Below are 17,640 nucleotides of genomic sequence, written 5' to 3' on the forward strand. Positions count from 1 at the left end.
CCGCTTCGGCGCCGGTCGCCCTTTGTGGCGGTCTTGACGGGTCCCGCCCGGAGCCGGAACAATAATTGCGCGCACCGTCTCGCTCGTGCGCAGCCTCGAATCTCCACGTGCATCGCAGTTCCGATCTCCAGCAGCGTCTCCTGGGAGCCGAGTCGCGTCATGAACAAGGAAGTTCCACCGCCGATCGAGCGCCCCTCGACCCGCTGGCCGGGCGAAATGGCGGAGCGCATCGCCGCATTCGACTGGAGCAACACGGCGCTCGGCCCGCGCGAAACGTGGTCGGCGAGCCTCGTCGCCGCGATCAACATGCTGCTCGCCTCGCCATCTCCGCTCGTCATGCTTTGGGGCCGCGAAGGCACGATGGTCTACAACGACGCCTACGCGGTTTTCGCGGGCGGCCGGCATCCATTCCTGCTGGGCAAACCGGTCGAAACCGGCTGGCCGGAGGTGGCGGCGTTCAACCGCAATGTCGTCGATACGTGTCTCGCGGGCGGAACGCTGGCCTTCCAGGACAAGCAGCTCGTGCTGTATCGCGAGGGGCACCCCGAAGACGTCTGGATGGACCTGAGCTACAGCCCGGTTTTCGAAGACGACGAGCGGCCGGCGGGCGTCATCGCCATCGTGTTCGAAACGACCGCGAAGATCCTCGCGGAAAGGCAGCGCAAGGTGGCCGAAGACGCGCTGCTGCAACTGACCCAGACACTGGAGCAGCGCGTCGCCGAGGAAGTGGGGGCGCGCGTGGCGATGGAGGAGCGGCTGCGTCAGGCGCAAAAGCTGGAGGCGATCGGCAGTCTTACGGGCGGCGTCGCGCACGACTTCAACAACGTCCTGCAGGTCATCTCCGCCAACCTGCAGCTCATCGAGCTTTCGACGCGAGGCAACGCCGCGCTCGAGCGGCGCGTGGCTGCGGTCAGCAACGCGGTGTCGCGCGGCGCGAAACTCGCCGCTCAACTGCTGGCCTTCGCACGCAGGCAACCGCTCGCGCCGGCCGTTCTGAATCCCTTCCGGCTGGTCGAAGGCATCGCCGAGATGCTGCACCGCACGTTGCCGGAGACGATCGAACTCGCCATCGTGCCGGCGCAGGAGAGCTGGAATATTTGTGCCGACCGAAGCCAGCTGGAAAGCGCGCTGTTGAATCTGGTCATCAACTCGCGCGACGCGATCGACGGACCCGGACGCATCTGCGTTTGTCTCGCGAACATCGATGCGGGCAACGACGAACTGGCGCTTCGCGATGGCGTCCCAGCGGGCGAATATGTGCGCCTGCAAGTCTCGGACTCGGGCAGCGGCATGCCCGACCACGTGAAAGCGCGCGTGTTCGAGCCGTTCTTCACCACGAAGGCCGAGGGGCAGGGAACGGGGCTGGGTTTGAGCATGGTGCACGGGTTCGTGGCGCAGAGTTCGGGCCACGTTTTCATTGAAAGCGCGGAAGGCCAGGGCACGACCGTCAACCTCTATTTCCCGCGCAGCCTGGAAGCGGAATACGACGCTTACAAACCGACCGTTGCGAGACAGGAGCGGGGCGGCCAGACCATTCTCGTCGTCGAAGACGATGCCGACGTTCGCATTGCCGCGATCGAGATGCTGGCCCAGCTCGGCTACAAGGTGCTCTCCGCGCAAGATGGCGAAAGCGCGCTCAAGCTGATCCAGAGCGGCCAGCGTTTCGACCTGCTGTTCACGGATGTCGTGACGCCGGGCACGGTGAGAAGCAGCGAACTGGCTCGTATTGCGAGCGGGCCGCCGTATTACGCCGAGGTCCTGTTTGCCTCCGGCTATACGCGCGACGTCATTTTCCACGACGGCAAGCTCGACGAAGGTGTCGCGCTCATCAGCAAGCCTTATCGATACGACGAGCTTGCCGTTGCGGTGCGCAATGCGCTCAACAAGACCGACTGACGCAAGGTCAGGGCTTCAGCCCGATCTGCGCGCGTCCGAGCGGCGTCAGGTCTTCCACCGTTGCACGCCCGACGAAATCGACTTCGAAATGATCCGTCGGGAAGTCCGGCGGACTCTTGCCTTCGAGGAAGCTCGGTAGCTGCCGCGCGAGATACGCGTCGTTCTTGGCGCAGGACGGCGCCGAAGCGATGTACATCACGTTGCTGTAGCCCTTGCCGCGATGCGCATCCTCCACGGCATGAATCACGTCGCTATGCCAGAAGACGGTGTCGCCCGGCTGCATCAGGGGAATCGACGAAAGCGCGTGGAAAAGCGGCGCGTGATACTCCGGCTTGATCGAAAGCGCCCGGCCCGGCATCGCGCCGCACAGGTCGTCGTCGGCAATGTCGTCCTGCAGCGCGCGCAGCAGGATGTAGACCATCGCGTTCGCAATGGGCACGAGCTGCAGCGTGCCGTCGCCGGGGCCTTGCTGCGTGAGCGCCGTCCAACCCTGAAACGTGCGGAACATCGAGCAGACAGCCGGTGACGGAATCTCTTCGACGGCGGTGCGCCACGCCGCATCGAACGCGTCATAGTCGCGCCAGTTTCCCGAGAACACGTGACGGTAGACCTTGCGGAAGTTCGCTTCGATCCAGCGCTCGACCGAACCGCCGTCGCAGTGCGCGGAAAGCCCCAGCGATTCGGAGCCGGGCGGCCGGCGGCGCAGCCGGTCTGCATAAACCGGCACGTGATCCGGGTCGAAATGCACGCGGCCTTCGCTCTCGGTGCGCCACAGCCGGTTCAGGAACACGCGCGCCTCGGTGAGTTCCGGCGACTGGCGCGCCAGCACTTGCGGCTTCGACCAGTAGACGCCGTAGATCTGCGGCTTGCTCGAGGCCAGCTGGCCGAAGTATTTGTCTTCGGCGCGATGCAGCAGCTTGCGGTCGAGATCGTTGCCCTCGACGTAGTCGGCAATCTCGTTGTCCCACAGCTCCACGAGCGAGCGGTCGAATACCTTGCGGATGATGCACGCGCCACGCGCCTTTACGTGCGCGATCTGCTCCGCGCTCACCCGGTTGCCGACGATGTCCGCGAAGGCGATTTCGGGGATGACCGGCTCACCCCGGTCGCGAAGCTGGGCAATGCGATGCGCCTCTTCGTGCATGGCCGCTTCGACCTCGGCGAACACGGCCTGGTAGTTGGGCAGTTCTTCCCGCAGTTCCTGCTTGGCCTTGCGGATAGCCGCGGGCAGGTCGTCGATATGCAAAGCCATGTCCTTGTCTCCACCCTGGTGATTTCGAATGATGGGAGCGTACGCCGGCGCAGTCCTGGCCGGTGATACTATCGAGTCAATCTTTTTGTAGTTTCGGCCATGAAAGCAGCGTACGAGCACGTCGACTTCGGCAGCAGATGTTCGGTGCGGGTTTACCACCGGCGCTTGCCGCGCATTCCGTTCGAGTGGCATCACCACCCGGAATACGAACTCACGCTGACGATGAACAGCCAGGGCAAGCGCTATATCGGCGATTCGGTCACCGCTTATGGCGCCGACGATCTCGTCCTGGTCCCGCCGGACATGCCCCACACCTGGTCGTCCAATCGCTCGATCGACCCGGCGGACTCTCAGGTTGCCATCGTCATCTGGTTCGAAGGCAGCTGGGTGCAGCGCCTCGCCGACGTTTGCCCGGAATACGCGAACCTGCGCAACCTGCTGCGTCGCGCGGCCTGCGGACTGGTCTTCGAGGAAGGCGCCGGCGCGCAGATGCGCGGCTATCTGGACCGTCTTTTGTCGGCGGACCCGCGTGGGCGTCTGGCTGCCGTGCTGGAGATCCTCGTCTGGCTGACCGACTTGCCTGCCACCCAGCTGGCGACGCCCAGCGCGTTCGAAGGCCGCGTTGGCGCGTCGTCGGGCTACGAACCCGAGCAGCTGAACCGGGTGCTTGCGCTGATCGAAACGCAGTTCTCGCAACCCTTGCGCCTTTCGACGCTCGCCAAAGCCGCAGGTCTGTCCGAACGCACACTGACGCGGCATTTCGTGCAGCACACGGGCGAAAGCGTGGGGCAGTACCTCGCGCGGGTGCGAATCGGCCATGCCTGCCGGCTGTTGACCGACACGCAGATGCCCATCTCGGTGGTCGCCACCCGCTCGGGGTTCCCCAACGCCGCGAATTTCAACCGGCAGTTCAAGGCCACGAAAGCGTTGACGCCCGTGGCCTACCGGCAGCAATTCAAGGGCGCAGAGCATGACGAGGATCACGCTGCACCGTCCCTGACCGAGCGCTCGCCTTCTCTCGAGCCTGCCCGGCGGACCGCGGGCGGCAAGCCCCGCGTGCGCCGGGCCTGAGGTCCCGGATGCGCGGTTGACACGTCGCAAGTGGACCCAGGCGAACCGTAAGCCGGTCGCAATGACTCGCTATGCCGGCTCGCGTCAGCGATTTCCCTGGAGTGCTGTTATTAGCGTCTGGAATGTGGTGATATAACGAAAAATCGCACGGTCGGACAGAAAATTCACGCTCGATAAGCAATGCCCAAACAAAGGAGACAGTCCATGAGGATGTTGCGCTCGTTGCTGGTTGGTGCGGTGGTATCGTCGGCGTTGTCAGGAGGGGCCGCGCAGGCGCAGACGGTCAAGATTGCCTTCATCGATCCGCTGTCCGGCCTGATGGCGTCACTCGGAACGAATCAGCTGCACAGCTGGCAATACACGGCCGAATACGCCAACGAGCACAACTGGGCAAACGGCACGAAGTTCGAGGTGGTCGGATTCGACAACAAGCTGTCGCCGCAGGAAAGCCTGACCCTGCTGAACCAGGCCGCCGACCAGGGCATCCGCTATATCGTGCAGGGCAACGGCTCGTCGGTCGGCCTCGCGCTGGAGGATGCGGTCGCCAAGTACAACTCGCGCAATCCTGGCAAGGAAATCGTCTACCTGAACTACGCGGCGGTGGACCCGGCCATGACCAACGCGAAGTGCGACTACTGGCACTTCCGCTTCGACGCCAACGCCGACATGAAGATGGATGCGCTCACCACGTTCCTCGCGCGCGACAAGGACATCAAGAAGGTCTACCTCATCGATCAGGACTACTCGTTTGGCCACGACGTCTCGCGCGTGGCGCGCGAGGACCTGAAGAGCAAGCGCCCGGATATCGTGATCGTCGGCGACGATTTTCATCCGCTCGCGCGCGTGAAGGACTTCTCGCCTTACGCCACCAAGATCAAGGCGTCCGGCGCCGACACGGTGATCACGGGCAACTGGGGCAGCGACCTCGCATTGCTCGTGAAGGCGAGCAAGGACGCCGGTGTGACGGCCAACTTCTATACCTATTACGCGGGCACGACCGGCGTGCCGACGGCCATGGGCGCGTCCGGCGCCGACCATGTGAAGTACGTGGGCGTGTTCGGCCCGAACACGGCGAACAACCCGCCGGTGGTGGGGCAGATCATCGAGGGCTACAAGAAGAAGTACAACGACGACTACTACCTGGCGACGGCCTATGCCGGCATCGAAATGCTGAGCAAGGCGATCAGCGCGACGAAGTCGAGCGATCCCGTCAAGGTGGCCAAGGCCATGGAGGGCATGACGGTCGACGGCATGAACGGTCCGGTCGCGATGCGCGCTGCCGATCACCAGGCGCAGCAGTCGCTCGTGATCGCGACATGGACCAGGGCGGACGGCAAAACGGTAAAGTACGACCAGGAGAACACCGGCTATGGCTGGCGCACCGACGTCCAGCTTGGGCCGACCGCGGCAACGCAGCCGACCACTTGCCAGATGAAGCGCCCGGGCTGAACGTGCTCTCGCTACGACACTTCACAAGGATCATCGGGCAGTGGAATTCCTGACCATCTCTCTGTTGAACGGCATCGGCTACGGGCTGCTGCTGTTCATGCTTTCCTCGGGCCTCACCTTGATCTTCAGCATGATGGGCGTGCTCAACTTCGCGCACGCCAGCTTTTACATGCTCGGGGCCTACTTTGCCTACACCATAGCCAGCAAGATCGGTTTCTGGCCGGCGCTCGTGGCGGCGCCGGTGCTCGTGGCGTGTGTCGGCGCGCTCGTCGAGCGTTTCGGCTTGCGTACCGTGCACAAGTTCGGGCACGTGGCGGAATTGCTGTTCACCTTCGGCCTGTCGTATCTGATCGTGGAGGGCGTCAAGCTGGTCTGGGGACTGGCCGCGGTGCCGTACGCCATTCCGCCTGAACTAAACGGGGCGCTGTTCAAGGTGTACACGTCGGAGTTTCCGAAGTATCGCGCCTTCATGATGCTGATTTCGATCGCCATGCTCGCGGCGCTGTATCTGGTGCTCACGCGCACGCGCATCGGCCTCGTCATTCAGGCGTCGCTCACGCACCCGGAAATGGTCGAGGCGCTCGGGCACAACGTGCAGCGCGTGTTCATGCTGGTGTTCGGCGGCGGCGCCGCGCTGGCGGGCCTCGCGGGTGTGATTGGCGGCAATGCGTTCGTCACCTCGCCCTCGATGGCCGAGTCGGTCGGCACCATCGTGTTCGTGATCGCCGTGGTGGGCGGCATGGGCTCGCTGCCGGGCGCGTTCATCGCCTCGCTGCTGATCGGCATCATGCAGACCTTCGCCGTCACGATCGATGCCTCGCTTTCCGATCTGTTTTCACTTGTCGGCATGAGGGTCACGGACAGCACGACGCTCTCGTCGCTGTTGCACATGCCGGTCTCGCAGGTCGCGCCGATTCTGCCTTATCTGCTCATGGTGCTCATGATGATCCTGCGACCGCGCGGGTTGCTCGGCAAGCGGGAGGGCTGACCGATGAAACCGCTCATTCAGGCCAGCGCCGGTTCGGCCATGCAACGCCACGGATGGCGGCAGTCCGCGCATTCGGTGCGCTGGATCATCTGGGGCGCTACGGTGCTCATCATGCTCGTGCTGCCGCTCGTGTTTTCCAGCGGCTTCGCGATCGCGCTGCTTTCGCAGATGGGCATCATGATCATCTTCGCGCTCTCATACAACATGCTGCTCGGGCAGACCGGCATGCTCTCGTTCGGGCACGCGGTGTACTCCGGGCTCGGCGCATTCGTGGCGGCGCATGTGCTCAACCAGATCGGCGCGAACCATTTCCCGTTGCCCGTTTCGCTGCTGCCGCTGGTCGGCGGGCTCGGGGGCATGCTGTTCGGCGTGCTGTTCGGCTACGTGACCACGCGCAAGTCGGGCACCACCTTTGCGATGATCACGCTCGGCATCGGCGAAATGGTGGCGGCGAGTTCGCTGATGTTTCCCGGGTTTTTCGGCGGCGAGGGCGGGGTGCCGACCAATCGCACGGTTGGCCATGCGGTGCTCGGCATCACCTACGGACCGGCGATTCAGGTGTACTACCTGATCGCGGTATGGTGCCTCGTGTCGATGATCGCCATGTACGCATGGACGCAGACACCGCTCGGCCGCATCGCCAATGCCGTGCGCGACAATCCCGAGCGTGCGGAATTCGTCGGGTACAACACGCAGCGCGTGCGCTTTTTCGTGATGGTCCTCTCGGCGTTCTTCGCCGGCATAGCGGGCGGCCTCTCCGTGATCGACTTCGAGATCGTGACGGCCGAGAACGTCGGCGCCGCGCAGTCCGGCGGCGTGCTGCTCGCGACGTTCATCGGCGGCGGCGCATTCTTCTTCGGGCCGATCATCGGTTCGATCCTGTTCGTGCTGTTCGCGGTCGCGCTGTCCAATCTCACGCCGGCATGGTTGCTGTACCTCGGCCTCTTCTTCGTGCTGGTGGTGATGTTCGTGCCGGGCGGCGTGTCGAGCCTGCTGATGAAGCAGGTGCCTCTGATTGCGGCGCGCAAGCTGCACCGCATGCTGCCTTCCTATGCGGCCGCGCTGGGCGCCGCGCTGATCTTGCTGGCTGCGCTCGTGCTGACGGTCGAACTCGTCTACAAGGTGCAGATCGATAGCGACAACGGCACGGCTATGGCGTTCTTCGGCCTGCACTTCGATGCCGCGTCGTGGAAGCCGTGGGCCGTCGCGGCGGTGCTGTGGGCGCTGGGCGCGCAGGCGGGACGCCTCGCGGCCGCGCGGGTGCGCGACGCGTGGGATGGCGTGCAACGGGAAATCGCAGGGAGCGACGTATGACGGCCGCACTGGAGTTGCGTGACGTGCGCAAGAATTTCGGGCGCACCGAGATCATTCGCGGTGTGGACCTGAATATCGCGAAGGGCGAACGTCACGCGCTGATCGGTCCCAACGGCGCGGGCAAGTCGACCACGTTCAACCTGATTTCGGGGCGCATGGCGCCGAGTTCCGGCACGGTCAAACTCAACGGCGTCGAGATCGGCGGGCTGCCGCCGTACAAGATCAACCGCATGGGGCTCTCGCGCAGCTTTCAGGTGACGAACATTTTTCACCGCCTTTCGGTGTTCGAGAATTTGCGCTGCTCCGTGTTGTGGTCGCTCGGCTACCGGTATTCGTTCTGGCATCGTCTCGAGCAATTGCGCGACGCGCGCGAACGCGCCGAAGCAGTGCTCGAGCTGATCGGCCTGCAGGGCCGCCACGACACGCTCGCCGGGCTGCTGACTTATGCCGAGCAGCGCGCGCTCGAAATCGGCATCACGATTGCGGGCGGCGCCGAGGTGATCCTGCTCGACGAACCTACGGCGGGCATGAGCCGCTCGGAGTCGGATCACGCGGTGGAACTGATTCGCCGGGTCACCGTCGGCAAGACGCTGGTGATGGTCGAGCACGACATGAGCGTCGTGTTTGGCCTCGCCGACCGCATCTCGGTGCTCGTGTACGGCGAGGTGATCGCCACCGACACGCCGCAAGCCATCCGCAACAACCGCCGCGTGAAGGAAGCCTATCTGGGCACCACGCTGGACGAACCCGCAGGTACACATTGATGGCGACCGCGAATTCCATGCTCCAGGTGCGCGACCTGCATGCGTACTACGGCAAGAGCCATATCCTGCACGGCGTCGAGATGCAGGTGGGCGAGGGCGAGATCGTCGCCCTGCTCGGACGCAACGGCGTGGGCCGCTCGACGCTGGCCAAAGCCATCATGGGGCTCGTGCGGTGCGAGGGGCAGATTCTGCTGCGCGGCGAGGAAGTGCGCGGGCTGCGCACCTTCGAGGTCGCGCACCGGGGCATCGGCTACGTGCCGGAGAATCGCGACATCTTCCCGACGCTCACCGTGCGGCAGAACCTGATGCTCGGCGAAAAGCGCAACCGCTCGCGCCAGAAGCCGCGCTGGCAGTTCGACGACATGTACCGGATGTTCCCGCGCCTGAAAGAGCGCGAGGACACGCCCGCGGGCCTGCTGTCCGGCGGCGAGCAGCAGATGCTGACGCTGTGCCGCACGCTCATGGGCGACCCCGACCTCATCATCATCGACGAGCCGACCGAAGGGCTCGCGCCGCTCGTCGTCGCGCAGGTGGGCGAGTATCTGAAGACGCTGAAGGCGCGCGGTATTTCGGTGCTGCTCGTCGAGCAGAAGCAGGCCATCGCGCTCGATATCTCGCAGCGCGTGTACGTCATGGGGCACGGGCAGATCGTGTTCGAGGGGACGCCGCAGCAGTTGAAGGGCGATGCGCGCGTCCGCCAGGAATGGCTGGAGGTGTAGGACTTCGTTCGTTCGCCCTGCCGAAGCAATGCCGCTTAGCGTGCTGGCAAGTTACCCGGTGAGTAGTTGGGCTGCTGCCCGTTAGCCCCAAAAAGTTCTTCGGGTTGGCCGTTCATCCGCTGCCGTATGTTGTCGTTGACGACCATGCCTGCCGGGAAGGCCCGCGCGCCCACGCCCGCGGCCAGCCAGACAGCGTCCGCCACCCATTCGCGATGCCGCGGCCCCAGGGGATTGGACTGGACCGCAACGGGCGGATGAAGGGCGAACTTCAATCCGACATCCGTGTGCTGCAATCGGTCCACGATCCAGACCAGCGGGCCGTCGGAGAGGCCGTGATCGGTATAGCCGCCGCCGACATCGCAATGACCGCCTGGAAAGAGCGCTTGCGTCACGTTCGGGTTGGGATTCCACAGCGTCGGTTCGAACGGCCTGCGTTGCTCGTCGAGCGAGACGGCGTGCACGCCGAGGCCAATGGCCGGGTTGAGCGTCAGATCGCAGAACCGGAACAGATCGATGGCGGAACCCTCATAGTAGATGGGAATGCCGAGCGAACCGACCGTGTCCCAAACTGCCACTGCGGTGACTTTTGCGTTCACAAACGAGTTGGCGTCCAAAGGCTTCGCTTTGGAGAAGGCGCGATGGATCGTCAAGAACTCCATCACGCCGTCTGCGATCTTCTGGAACGTCGTTTCGTGGCCGTGTCTCCATCGATACCAGGCCGCCACGGCGGTGTCGTAACGATTCTGATCGTCGATCGCGGCGAGCTCTGGCCGAAGCAGGCCCTGTCCCGCAATCAGTCCGGAAAGGGCTCGTGCGGTGTACGCGCCGCGGCTGAAACCGACGATCACGATGCTGTCGCCCGGCTCGAAGTTGCGCGAAATATACGTATAGCCACGCGCGATGCGGGCGACGACACCGACGCCAAACGCGCCGCCGGCGACTTTATCGAGCAGTTGCCCGGAATTCCCGACCCCGTGAATGTACTTCGCGATCTGTACGGGTTTGCCGTTGGCGTCGGCAAGCGCCTTCTCCATCTCGACTCCGCCCCAGTCGGTGCCTTCGGGCAGCATGTTTCCGTCGAGCCACGCGAAAAGCTTGCATACGTTGGTCAGTCCCGGCTGACACCCGGCTGCGGCGTCAGGCGCGACGCCATCGCCTTTTCCTGCCGGATCTTCGGGGCCGTTCCACGTGCCGTCTGCGCAAAAGACCATCGTTTTGGACATCGCTGGCTCCTCACACACGCAATCCAGTCGCTATCTACGCAACATTTGTTCGCTATCCTGAGTATCGTCTTGATGCGCCAACCCAGCCGATGCGGTGTCGCGTGCGCTGCGCGTGCCAAACATCAGATCTACAAATATAGCTTCTGTGTTCCGGATTGCGAGGTCGGAAGTGTGCGATTGCGTACGTATGACAGGGGGGCAGAAGTGCTGAAGTGGGCCGCAGGGGCCCCGGCGGGTCAACTGAACTGCTCTGAAGGGGCTTTCGCGTGGGGGAAGCAAGCTTTCGCGCTTGGGGGGAGAATGCATGTCGACGCGCGCTCGGAGACGTGCGAAAGGCGGGCGCGCGGTTTTGGCCGCGAGCTTCGAGAGGCTGAGCAGGATGCCTGGTCGAAGTAACTCGTCGGAAACGAATGTAGAAGACGTTAACAGATGTTCTGAACTGACCGACAGGTTCCGAACGTCAGGACCTCGCTATCATGCAAAACGAATCGGAAGATGTTGTCGCTCGTCGCGCCTTCATGAAGAAGTCCGTTGCGCTGGTCGGCGCAACATCCGCATTGGTCGCGCAAAGCGAGGCCGCAAGTGCCCAAGGCGCCAATGCGCCGACCGCCGGGGGCCGGCAAGGGACGGGGACGGTTTATACCGGCGATGTGATCCAGGGAAAGAAAGTCATCAGCGCGCTCGACGTCGGCGACCTCGAGCGCGGCAAGACACACAAGTTCTACTTTCAGGGCGTGCAAATGCCGACGGGTCAGGACTGGTATGTGTCGGTTATCGTTGTCCACGGTGCGAGGCCGGGCAAGCGCGTCGCGCTGATCAGCGGGGTGCATGGCGACGAAATGAGCCCCGTGCATACCATCCACGGCGTGATAAGCCAGCTCGATCCCGCGCAGATGTCAGGCACCGTGCTGGCAGTTCTCGACGTATCGCGCCCCGCGCTCGAAGCCATGGAGCGCAGATGGCCCAATTCCGCACTTGGTATCGGCCTCATCGACATCAACCGCGAATGGCCGGGCAACGAGAATGGCGCCAGCGCGCCGAGCCGGCATGCGGGACTGCTGTTCAACCGGCTGTTGAGGCCGAACACCGACTACGCACTCGATTTTCATACGGGCACGACCGGCATGGACGTGACGTCCTTCATTCTCGCCAGAATGGAATTGCCGGAGGCGCGAGCCATGGCGGAGCTTTTTCCGATCAAGCAGATCTTCGACAACCCCGCCTATCCCACGCTGCTTGCCAATGCATTCATCAATGTGGGGATTCCCGCAATCACGCCCGAGATCGGATCTGCGCGCGCTTTCGATTTCGACATGATTCCGTCGTTCGTCGAGGGCACGATGAACGTGCTTAAGCGCTACAACGTCGTATCGGGTCCGATGGGGCGCACCGGGCGAGACGTCGGGACCATCGTTGGCAACAGCGGCCACACAGTCATGTCGACGCACGGTGGATTCGTCGAACTGCTGGTCAAGGTGAATGACAAGGTCAAGGCGGGCCAGAAAGTGGCAATCCAGCGCAATACCTTTGGCGAAGTGGTCGCGGAGTATACGACCGAAGTCGCGGGCGAGGTGACGGCACGACGAAGCGACGCCACGGCAGAGCCCAGAATTCCTCTCTTGATGGTTCTTTATCAGAGCGCGGCAAAGGAGAATCCGGAGGACTTTTCCGAATGAATCGGGTCGGGCAGGGCGGCACGGGTTTGCCGCCCTTGTTTCAGATGATATGGCCACGCTGCAGCTTGCGTTTCCGGAGAAAGAAAAACTCAAGTTGTTTCGCCAGCGCCGCTGCGAGCCCCCCACATCAAACAATCCCCGTCGAATAGTACACAGCGATCACGAAGAAGACGGCCAACGTCTTGATCACCGTCACCGCAAAGATGTCCCGATACGACTCGCGGTGCGTGAGCCCAGTGACCGCGAGCAGCGTAATGACCGCGCCGTTGTGCGGCAGCGTGTCCATGCCGCCGCTGGCCATGGCCACCACGCGGTGCAGCACTTCCATCGGAATATGCGCCGCCTGCGCGCTCTTGATGAACAGATCCGACATGGCCGCGAGCGCGATGCTCATGCCGCCCGAGGCCGACCCCGTGATACCCGCGAGCGCACTCACCGACACGGCGGCGTTCACGAGCGGATTCGGAATGCTTTTGAGTGCATCGCTCACGACGATGAACCCGGGCAGCGCCGCAATCACCCCGCCGAAGCCGTATTCCGAGGCGGTATTCATCGAGGCCAGCAGCGCCCCGGCCACCGCCGCCTTCGTGCCGTTCGCGAAGCGGTCTTTCACGCGGCCGAACGCCGTGACGATCACGAGCACGATGCCCGCGAGCAGCGCGCCCTGAACCGCCCAGATCGCCACGACCTGCTTGACGGTGGCCGTGACCGGCGTATGAATGCCGGGCAGCACTTCGGGCGGCACGGTCACGGTGTCGCCGTACCAGACGGGAATCCAGTGCGTGAGCAGGAAGTTCGCCACGCCCACGAGCACGAGCGGCGCGACGGCGAGCAGCGGGTTGGGCAGGTGTTCGGTCTTCACGTGTTCCGGCTCGTTCACGAGCGAGGTGCCGTAGCCTTCGCCTTTCGACATCGCACCGCGGCGGCGCCATTCGAGGTACGAGAGGCCCACCACGATGATGAAAAGCGATCCGATCACGCCAAGCGCGGGCGCGGCCCACGCGGTGGTCTTGAAGAAGGTGGTGGGAATGATGTTCTGGATCTGCGGCGTGCCGGGCAGCGAATCCATTGTGAACGAAAAGGCTCCGAGTGCGATGGCGCCCGGCATGAGGCGCTTCGGAATATCGCTCTGGCGATAGAGCTCGGCTGCGAACGGGTAGACGGCGAACACCACCACGAAGAGCGACACGCCGCCGTAAGTGAGCAGCGCGCACACGGCGACGATCACGGCGTTGGCGCGCGAGCGGCCGATATAGCGGATGGCGGCGTGCACGATCGCCTCGGAAAATCCCGATAGTTCGATCACCTTGCCAAATACCGCGCCGAGCAGGAACACGGGAAAGTAGAGCTTCACGAAGCCCACCATCTTTTCCATGAAGATGCCCGAAAAGACGGGCGCGACGGCGGCGGGTTCGGTGAGGAGGACCGCGGCGAGCGCGGCGATGGGCGCGAAGAGAATCACGCTGTAGCCGCGGTACGCGGCAAGCATGAGGAACGCGAGGGCGGCGAGAACGATAACAAACGACATGGAGTCTCCTGCGGATCGATCGTGGTGCGCGATTCAGCTTGTTGCCTGGGCGAGGGCTTTAGCTGCGTCTCTTCATGCGGCGAGGCGGTGGTGCGTCGCAGCGATTGTAACGAAAGGATTTTTCTCGTTATTGCGAGCGTGGCCGCGCGGTCCTATCGTTGCGCAGAAGAGCGAGCCGGAGTGAGGCGGTGAGGTGACAGTCGATGAGTGCAAACGGTAAGGGCGGCCCAGGTGCGTGGCGCGCGCGGGCGGCGCGGACAGCGCGGCTTGCAACAGCGCTCGTTTGCGCGGGCGTTTTCGCGGGCATTTGGGCGGGCGCGGCGCTCGCGCAAGCGCAGGCCGGCGCCTCCGCGCACGCCTCAAAGGCAGAGAACGCACCGGACACCCAGCGCAAGAACTGGTACAACGACCCGTTCTTCGCGCTGTCGAGCGCGATCAGCGCCTGCCCGCAGCCGCTCGGCCCGCGCATGACGAAAGCCGAAGCCGACGACGACGCCCACTATCGTGTGGAGCGCGGCACGACCTGCTGGCTCGCGCACAAATGCTCGAAGCCGAACTCGTATCTTTACGATGCGGACATTGCAGCGGCGATTCGCCAGCAACTGCAAGGCGATGCCCTGTTTGTGGGCACGAGCATCTGGATCACGGTGCAGCGCCGTTTCGTTTACGCGGAAGGCTGCGTGGGTCCGGGCTTCGACAGCGCAGCGCTCGAGCGCAGGCTCGCCGCGATTCCCGACGTCGAGCAGGTCTTCGTACGCGTGAGTTCGGACCCACGCGGCGCGCTGCCGTACAAGACGCTTTCGACGGCGCCCTGAGCGCGCACAGCTGGCGCTCGCGGCGATGCATCGCACATGGCTCGCGGCATGGCACAATCGCAACGTCGAAAAACTAGAAGCCCGTTGGGGTGCTCCAAATGACTCGTCCTGGTTCGTCGTTGTTCCGTTTGCGCAGATTGCCGTTCGCGGCGTGCGCGTTGTCCTTGATCGCGGGGCTGTCTGCATGCAGCAGCGGGCCGCCGCTGTTCCTGTCGGACGGCCGACCGACGATCCAGGTGCAATGCCCGGCCTCGGGCGATCGCGATTCCTGCGCGCAGCAGGCGCGTGCCCGTTGCGCCGGCGCAGGCTACGACACCGTCGCGACCTCGACCGACAACGGCAACTACACCCTCGTATTCGCCTGCCGCAAGGCCCAATAAGCCTGTCGCACGCCGCTCAGCCTTCGGCGGCGGCGCCCGTGCCGCGCGCCGGCAGATTCAGCAACAGGCGCAGCAGGTCGGGCTGGCGGCGCGTCGCCGTCTTCTGAAAGATCGATTGCAATTGTTTGCGCACGGTGTCGTGCTGCACGCCGACGTGCGCGGCGATTTCCTTTTGCGTGAGACCTTCCGCGAGCAGCAGCGCAATACGGCATTCGGCCGGCGAGAGATCGAAGGCCGTGGCGAGCACCCGCTCGTCGACCAGCGGCGCGGAGCGCGGGTGGTAGAAGGTCAGCGCCGCGAAGGCGCGCAATTCCGGGGCCGAGGCGTCGTCGGCCGTCACCACGTTATAGAACGCGTAGAGCACCTCCTGCTGGCTCGCCGAGGCCTGTGCGCGGCCCCGCCCGCTATGGGTCTGGCCGTGCGGGTCCGTTGCGGCCGCAGCGTCAGGCGCATCCGGCGCGAGCGTGCCGTCGGCGGCGCCGACGATACGCAACGCGCGAAAGCGCGCCGCCGCCGCGCGCGCGCCGCTCATGCGGTTACGCAGGCGCGCCTCGCTCACGGCGATGTCCTCGAGCAGGCGCGCGTGATGGGGTGCCGCGAGCGTGATGCGCCGGCCGCGCACCCGCACGAGCGAGGTCGCCTTCAGGAGCCGCTGTGCGGCCTCGTTGCTATGGAGCACCTCGCCCAGCGCGCTCACGAGCATCGCTGGCGGACGTGAGCGGTTTGCAAGCGTGTCGGCGTTCAAGGCAAAGCGGCGTAGATACAGGCGCACCGCGCGCACGAGGTGCGGCGTGAGCCGCTCGAGCAGTGCGCGATGCTCGCCCGGGAGCGGCCCGGCCTCGGCGTGCGCGCTGCACGCGAGCATGACGGCGAGCCCGTTCTGTTCGATCAGCTTGCACAGCGCCGCGCAGCGATGGCCTTCTTCGAGCGGACAGAGTTCGAACCCGGCTGCGCAGTCGCCGTCCGCGCAGTCGAATTCGATGCCGCAATGCAGCCACTTGCCCGGCGGGTAGGCGCGCAGCCATGCCAGGCGCGCATCGTCGCGGTACAGCGGCCGGATGCGTTCCAGCGGTTCCGCGCCGGCGAGTGCGAAACCGTCGCTCCAGGAAAACAGATCGCGCTGCCGGTCAAAGGCATACAGATGAATCGACGCCACTCCAGTCGCCTCGCGCAATTGCGCGCAAAAATCCTTCCAGGCGCAAGGATTATCGAGTGTGTCGTAAACAAGATGCAGCAGGCGGTCGTATTGTGATTCGTTTGTTTTCACGCCATTCTCGTTGTTCGTATTGTGAAAAGCCGTCGGCAACAAAATGCGCTGCGCATAGCGTTCCACAATTGAGGAATATACAGACGCAATAGCCCCCGTTAATCTGCCTTCCGATATGGATGCGGATACAACCGTCAGCGTGGAGGAGCGGCCTTTGAGATTCCGTGCGGTATCCAACGGATAGCCGGGCGCGCTGGCCTTATTCTGGTCTGACAGTACGAACAAAAGCCGTCAATCCGCTGCGGCGTGCATTTTGCACGGTCAGCCAGCGCGATTACCAAACTGACCGATTATCCGCAGCGTGCGGAAAAGCGGCGATGCGACGAAAGTGAGTGCGTGCTATTTGTGCGCGCTCGATAAAATTTGTCATTACCGGGGGCAGCGATGAATCATCACCAACTCGAAAAGGACATTGAGCATCTCGAACATATCATCGGGCGGCTCTCGGGGCGCGACCGTATTCCGCTCTCTTATTGGCGCGGCCGGCTCGAGTCGGTTTCCAGCGAGAACCTCGTGCCTTCGCAGGTGCAGCGCGTGAAACGGCTCAACGAAGCGCTGCGCGCGCTCGAAAGCCGTCTGTCGCACGAATCGCTGCGACAGCGCGAACGGTAACGCCAACGTTTGCGGTAGCGTTGTAAAAAAGCGCGCCTGCATCGTCGCACGGGCTCCAAACCGGTCACAATGGCACTCTCTTGACCGAACTGGAGATGCGTTTTCATGCCGAGCTACAAGCAACTGACCGCCCAGCTGGAGAAGCTTCACAAGGAAGTGGCTGCGGCGCGTGAAAAGGAAATTGACCAGGCGATCGCCGAGATCAAGGAAAAAATCGCGGAGTACGACATCACCGCGGAAGAACTGGGCTTCACGAGCCGGCGTGCAGGCCCCGCGCGCAAGAAGGCGCTGCCGGCCCGCTACATGAACCCGAAAACCGGCGAGACCTGGAGCGGCCGTGGCCGTGCGCCGGGCTGGCTGGCGGGCAAGAACCGCGAACGCTTCCTCATCAAGGAATAACGGGCCAATTCTCGCCAGGCCGTTGCACCAGGGGTGCGCAGCACCCGATGTGACGGCCGCGGCGCTTCAAGCCTCCCGAAAAAGCTCACCTCACGCCCCGCGCGGCGCGCAGCGGCACGCCGCGACGTGCGGGACCACGACGTTCACGCAGCGGGTAGACGTCTGAGGCGAAAGGAAATCCTCGCGAAAATGAGGGGCGACTTGCGAGTGCGGCGGGTGCACGAAGGTGTCGACGGTGTACTCGCATCGAGGTCCTGTAAAAGCTCACCTTTGCCGAAGCGGTGCCA

At 63.9% G+C, this 17,640-nt stretch carries 16 protein-coding genes; 12 read left to right on the plus strand and 4 right to left on the minus strand.

Translation table 11 applies throughout. The features are described from left to right. Positions 1 to 159 precede the first annotated feature (159 nt). Positions 160 to 1,896, plus strand: a complete 1,737-nt coding sequence (locus AB4Y40_RS19855) for an ATP-binding protein (protein WP_368689223.1) — start codon at positions 160 to 162, stop codon at positions 1,894 to 1,896. A 7-nt stretch (positions 1,897 to 1,903) separates the two neighbouring features. On the opposite strand, the gene AB4Y40_RS19860 is transcribed toward AB4Y40_RS19855, so the two are convergent. Then, the gene (locus tag AB4Y40_RS19860; RefSeq protein ID WP_368689224.1) at positions 1,904 to 3,148 is read right to left on the minus strand and encodes a DUF1479 domain-containing protein; all 1,245 of its coding nucleotides are present in this window, start codon (positions 3,146 to 3,148) and stop codon (positions 1,904 to 1,906) included. Between the two features lie 99 nt (positions 3,149 to 3,247). Between AB4Y40_RS19860 and AB4Y40_RS19865 the strand changes: the two genes are divergently transcribed. The 6 genes from AB4Y40_RS19865 (at position 3,248) to AB4Y40_RS19890 (ending at position 9,453) form a co-directional block, all read left to right on the plus strand. Continuing rightward, positions 3,248 to 4,219 (plus strand): helix-turn-helix domain-containing protein, encoded by a 972-nt coding sequence (locus tag AB4Y40_RS19865; RefSeq protein ID WP_368689225.1) that lies wholly within the window; start codon positions 3,248 to 3,250, stop codon positions 4,217 to 4,219. Between the two features lie 204 nt (positions 4,220 to 4,423). After that, positions 4,424 to 5,668: a branched-chain amino acid ABC transporter substrate-binding protein gene (locus AB4Y40_RS19870; RefSeq protein ID WP_368689226.1), complete on the plus strand. Its 1,245-nt coding sequence runs from the start codon at positions 4,424 to 4,426 to the stop codon at positions 5,666 to 5,668. Between the two features lie 40 nt (positions 5,669 to 5,708). Further along, a complete protein-coding gene (locus AB4Y40_RS19875) occupies positions 5,709 to 6,656 on the plus strand; it encodes a branched-chain amino acid ABC transporter permease (protein WP_368689227.1) in 948 nt (315 codons plus the stop codon). 39 nt (positions 6,657 to 6,695) lie between these two features. Next, positions 6,696 to 7,970: a branched-chain amino acid ABC transporter permease gene (locus AB4Y40_RS19880; protein ID WP_368689341.1), complete on the plus strand. Its 1,275-nt coding sequence runs from the start codon at positions 6,696 to 6,698 to the stop codon at positions 7,968 to 7,970. Continuing rightward, on the plus strand, positions 7,967 to 8,734 hold the full coding sequence (locus AB4Y40_RS19885) for an ABC transporter ATP-binding protein (protein ID WP_368689228.1): 768 nt from the start codon (positions 7,967 to 7,969) through the stop codon (positions 8,732 to 8,734). The genes AB4Y40_RS19880 and AB4Y40_RS19885 overlap by 4 nt, the downstream gene beginning before the upstream one ends. Then, positions 8,734 to 9,453: an ABC transporter ATP-binding protein gene (locus tag AB4Y40_RS19890; RefSeq protein ID WP_368689229.1), complete on the plus strand. Its 720-nt coding sequence runs from the start codon at positions 8,734 to 8,736 to the stop codon at positions 9,451 to 9,453. Before AB4Y40_RS19885 ends, AB4Y40_RS19890 begins: the two co-directional genes overlap by 1 nt. A gap of 35 nt (positions 9,454 to 9,488) precedes the next feature. Here AB4Y40_RS19890 and AB4Y40_RS19895 read toward each other — a convergent pair whose 3' ends face one another. Continuing rightward, on the minus strand, positions 9,489 to 10,676 hold the full coding sequence (locus tag AB4Y40_RS19895; RefSeq protein WP_368689230.1) for a DUF2235 domain-containing protein: 1,188 nt from the start codon (positions 10,674 to 10,676) through the stop codon (positions 9,489 to 9,491). Positions 10,677 to 11,152: 476 nt separating this feature from the next. Between AB4Y40_RS19895 and AB4Y40_RS19900 the strand changes: the two genes are divergently transcribed. Beyond that, the gene (locus AB4Y40_RS19900) at positions 11,153 to 12,352 is read left to right on the plus strand and encodes a succinylglutamate desuccinylase/aspartoacylase family protein (protein ID WP_368689231.1); all 1,200 of its coding nucleotides are present in this window, start codon (positions 11,153 to 11,155) and stop codon (positions 12,350 to 12,352) included. Between the two features lie 127 nt (positions 12,353 to 12,479). On the opposite strand, the gene AB4Y40_RS19905 is transcribed toward AB4Y40_RS19900, so the two are convergent. Then, the gene (locus AB4Y40_RS19905) at positions 12,480 to 13,880 is read right to left on the minus strand and encodes a GntP family permease (RefSeq protein WP_342918484.1); all 1,401 of its coding nucleotides are present in this window, start codon (positions 13,878 to 13,880) and stop codon (positions 12,480 to 12,482) included. Positions 13,881 to 14,083: 203 nt separating this feature from the next. Between AB4Y40_RS19905 and AB4Y40_RS19910 the strand changes: the two genes are divergently transcribed. Both AB4Y40_RS19910 and AB4Y40_RS19915 read left to right on the plus strand, forming a co-directional pair. Next, positions 14,084 to 14,695, plus strand: coding sequence for a BON domain-containing protein (locus tag AB4Y40_RS19910; protein ID WP_368689232.1), 612 nt, complete (start codon positions 14,084 to 14,086; stop codon positions 14,693 to 14,695). 158 nt (positions 14,696 to 14,853) lie between these two features. After that, complete coding sequence (locus AB4Y40_RS19915) at positions 14,854 to 15,075, plus strand: hypothetical protein (RefSeq protein WP_342918486.1); 222 nt, start codon at positions 14,854 to 14,856, stop codon at positions 15,073 to 15,075. A 16-nt stretch (positions 15,076 to 15,091) separates the two neighbouring features. Here the strand turns inward: AB4Y40_RS19915 and AB4Y40_RS19920 are convergent, their stop codons facing one another. Further along, entirely contained in the window at positions 15,092 to 16,342 is a 1,251-nt protein-coding gene (locus AB4Y40_RS19920) for a helix-turn-helix transcriptional regulator (RefSeq protein ID WP_368689233.1), read from the minus strand. A 384-nt stretch (positions 16,343 to 16,726) separates the two neighbouring features. On the opposite strand from AB4Y40_RS19920, the gene AB4Y40_RS19925 reads away from it, so the two are divergent. Both AB4Y40_RS19925 and AB4Y40_RS19930 read left to right on the plus strand, forming a co-directional pair. Further along, positions 16,727 to 16,954: a hypothetical protein gene (locus AB4Y40_RS19925; RefSeq protein WP_254319783.1), complete on the plus strand. Its 228-nt coding sequence runs from the start codon at positions 16,727 to 16,729 to the stop codon at positions 16,952 to 16,954. A gap of 105 nt (positions 16,955 to 17,059) precedes the next feature. Continuing rightward, the gene (locus AB4Y40_RS19930; RefSeq protein ID WP_069261447.1) at positions 17,060 to 17,353 is read left to right on the plus strand and encodes an H-NS family nucleoid-associated regulatory protein; all 294 of its coding nucleotides are present in this window, start codon (positions 17,060 to 17,062) and stop codon (positions 17,351 to 17,353) included. Positions 17,354 to 17,640: the final 287 nt, after the last annotated feature.

The organism is Paraburkholderia sp. EG287B, assembly GCF_040965595.1.
Classification (GTDB): Bacteria; Pseudomonadota; Gammaproteobacteria; order Burkholderiales; family Burkholderiaceae; genus Paraburkholderia.